The sequence below is a fragment of the Brachyspira catarrhinii genome, from assembly GCF_005518285.1.
Lineage (GTDB): Bacteria > Spirochaetota > Brachyspiria > Brachyspirales > Brachyspiraceae > Brachyspira > Brachyspira catarrhinii.
The window spans coordinates 1-3,084 of sequence record NZ_SJDU01000282.1 but is presented as its reverse complement, the minus strand read 5'-3'; the positions used below and the strand labels follow the sequence as shown (position 1 = coordinate 3,084).

Here is a 3,084-nt window from a genome sequence, read left to right as displayed (position 1 = left end):
TATAAAATATACAGGGCAACCTTTAAACTTAAGGACTAAATATGAAAAAATTTTTAACTATTGTCTTAAAAAAATTAGCTTAAACTTATATTAAAAACTCGCTTTCAATATGGCTTTAATATCGTCTTTATTAAGAACTTTATAACCGCCTTCCATAATTAAAGAGCTTTTAACCATGCCGTCAAGCATTTCTTCTTTTGCGCCAAGTTCGGATATATTCATTACAAGCCCGATTTTTTTCATCCAAGCTTCCATTTTATTCAAACCTTCTTCCGCTATTTCTTTGTCGGATTTATTTTCTGGATTTACATTCCAAACATTTATAGCGTATCTTTTGAACTTTTCAACTCCGTAAGTAAGAATGAAACGATAATAAGGCATAGAAACAGCCGAAAGCGTCATTCCGTGAGTGGCATCAGTATGAGCGCCAACGCTTTGCCCGAGCATGTGAACTTCCCAATCTTGACTTTTTCCTTTAGCGACAAATGTATTCAAAGCCCAAGTTGCAGTCCACATTATATTGCTTCTCGCTTCGTAGTCTTTTGGATTTTCAGCCGCAATTTCCGCACTATGAATGAGCGATTTCAAAAGTCCTTCCATAACATAATCGGAAGTATTGTCGTCAGTTCCCGAAAAGTATTGTTCCAAAATATGCGACATTATATCGTAGATTCCAGAAATCATTTGATATTTTGGTAAAGTGAAAGTGTATTCGGGATTCAATATCGAAAATTTAGGAAACACATCCTCTCCGAAAACATGTCCGATTTTTAATTTTTGAGCATGGTTTGTAATAACCGAGCCTCCGTTCATTTCGCTTCCCGTTCCAACCATCGTCAAAACGCAACCGATTGGAATAATTTTTGTGTCTTTATCGACATCTTCAAAACGAATAAAATATTTTTCCCAAGCGTCTTCTTTGCAATTTACCGAAACGGAAACCGCTTTCGCGTAATCGCAAACCGAACCTCCGCCAACCGCTAAAATAAAATCCGCTTTCGATTTTCTCGCTCTTTCCACGCCTTCGTTCAATTTTTCTACCGTAGGATTTGGCATAACTCCCGCGTCTTCAAAAACTTCTTTTCCGTTCTCTTTAAGAATTTTGACAACCTCGTCATAGATTCCGTTTTTCTTGATAGAGCCTCCGCCGTAAACGAGCAAAACATTCTTGCCGTATTTAGGCAACTCTTCATTAAGCCCTTTAAGAGCCTCTTTTCCGAAATATAATTTTGTCGGATTACAATAAGTGAAATTTCCAAGCATCTTTTTTCTCCTTTGCTTTTTATTTTATTTAATTTTTTTAATCGCTTTTATTTATTATATTATAACATTGGAGCTAACTCCAGAGTCAATAGTAAAATTTGATTTAGTTCGATTAATTTTCTATTTATCCACCAAATCTATAAAACCTTCGGGATATCTGTCGCCTCGAATATTTATTTTAGAAATCGCATAATTCATATCGGCTATTTCGTTATCTGTTAATTTTATATCCGCAGCTTTTGCATTGTCTCTTAAGTTTTCCGATTTTGTAGTTCCTGGAATTGGGACTATAAAACTTTTTTGAGCCAATACCCAAGCCAAAGCGATTTGAGGAATTGTGGCGTTTTTATCTTTTGCGATTTTTTCTATAAGATTAACCAAATCGTAATTTGTAGCGATATTTTCTTTGCTAAATCTTGGAATAATTTTTCTAAAATCTCCGCTTTTGAATTCGGTATTTTTATTTATGCTTCCCGTTAAAAAACCTTCCCCAAGAGGACGAAACGGAACGAAACCGATATTTAATTCTTCAAGCAAATGAATAATATCTTTTTCTGGAAATCGCCACATCATAGAATATTCGCTCTGAATCGCCGTTAAATCGCATATATTATGAGCTTTTTTTATAGTTTTTACGCCAACTTCCGAAAGTCCCCAATGCTTTACTTTTCCATCTTTCATTAAATCTTTTATAGTAGAAGCGACTTCTTCAATCGGAGTATTTGGGTCTACTCTATGAAGATAGTATAAATCTATAGCTTCAATTTGTAATCTTTTAAGCGAACCTTCGATTGACTTTCTTATAGTTTCGGGTTTTGAATTTGGCGTCAATGTTTGTTTATCGGGTTCTAAACCAAATTTTGTGGCGATAACGACTTTATCTTTATAATCTTTTATAGCCTCGCCTAATAATTCTTCGTTGGTAAAAGGTCCGTAAAATTCGGCGGTATCGAAAAAATTGATTCCCAAATCAATCGCTTCATGTATTAAATTTATCATTTCTTTTTTGTCTTTTCCAAAACTCATTCCCATGCAACCCAAACCGATTGCCGAAACTTCTAAATTTCTTAATTTTCTTGTTTTCATTTATAATCTCCTTTGCCGTTTGGTATTAATTTAATTTTTTTATTTTATATTACTATTATAACATTGGAGCTAACTCCAGAGTCAATATGTAATTGTTAATTTTTTCTATATTATTATTTTAAAACAAAGTTTATATTAACATCTCCTTTGCCGAGAGAATTTTCTAAATCTTCAAAATTCTTAATATATCCTAATTTCGTATATCTATAATGAGTTGAAAAACTTTTATAAAATATTACCAAACAATTATCTCCAAAAAGCATTATATCGCCTTTCTTAACATTCCCCACATTTTCGCTTGAAATTGGAAATCTTTTAGAAAAATTATAATATTTTTCGTTTTCATGCAAATCGCTCATAGTTATGCTAATTGGAAAATTTTTTATTAATTCCCTCGCAGTAGAGTTATCGTATAAAACCGCTTCGTATTCTTTATTTTTAATTTTTAATATAATCTCTTGCATATTCTCTCCAAATGTATTATCGTTCATAAAAAATAATGTAAAAATCATAATAAATATATATTTCATTTTTATTCCTTAAAATTAATTATTTATGGAATTAATTTTAATTTGAATATTTTTTTAGTCAAATACTTTTTAGGTATGGGGAACTATGCTTTAAAAGTATGATTAAACTATTGACATATTTTTTTAAATATTGTATAATTTTTAATAAATAAAATAATTTGTTGGGAGAAATTGGCATGAATTGTCAAAATATGAATAAAACTAC

3 protein-coding genes are annotated in these 3,084 nt (G+C 31.5%); all 3 read right to left on the bottom strand.

All coding sequences use genetic code 11. The annotated features are described in order from the left end of the window. Nucleotides 1-90: 90 nt before the first annotated feature. The 3 genes from EZH24_RS09395 to EZH24_RS09385 all read right to left on the bottom strand — a co-directional run bounded on the left by EZH24_RS09395 (nt 91) and on the right by EZH24_RS09385 (nt 2,879). Nucleotides 91-1,263, bottom strand: a complete 1,173-nt coding sequence (locus EZH24_RS09395; RefSeq protein WP_137998897.1) for an iron-containing alcohol dehydrogenase — start codon at nt 1,261-1,263, stop codon at nt 91-93. A 120-nt stretch (nt 1,264-1,383) separates the two neighbouring features. Beyond that, nucleotides 1,384-2,349: an aldo/keto reductase gene (locus tag EZH24_RS09390; RefSeq protein ID WP_137998896.1), complete on the bottom strand. Its 966-nt coding sequence runs from the start codon at nt 2,347-2,349 to the stop codon at nt 1,384-1,386. Between the two features lie 113 nt (nt 2,350-2,462). Further along, nucleotides 2,463-2,879, bottom strand: a complete 417-nt coding sequence (locus tag EZH24_RS09385) for a cyclophilin-like fold protein (RefSeq protein WP_137998895.1) — start codon at nt 2,877-2,879, stop codon at nt 2,463-2,465. Nucleotides 2,880-3,084: the final 205 nt, after the last annotated feature.

What these genes read in the sequence shown, in the direction of transcription:
- EZH24_RS09395 (WP_137998897.1), bottom strand. Translation starts at nt 1,263, where the DNA reads ATGCTTGGAAATTTCACTTATTGTAATCCGACAAAATTATATTTCGGA.
- EZH24_RS09390 (WP_137998896.1), bottom strand. Translation starts at nt 2,349, where the DNA reads ATGAAAACAAGAAAATTAAGAAATTTAGAAGTTTCGGCAATCGGTTTG.
- EZH24_RS09385 (WP_137998895.1), bottom strand. Translation starts at nt 2,879, where the DNA reads ATGAAATATATATTTATTATGATTTTTACATTATTTTTTATGAACGAT.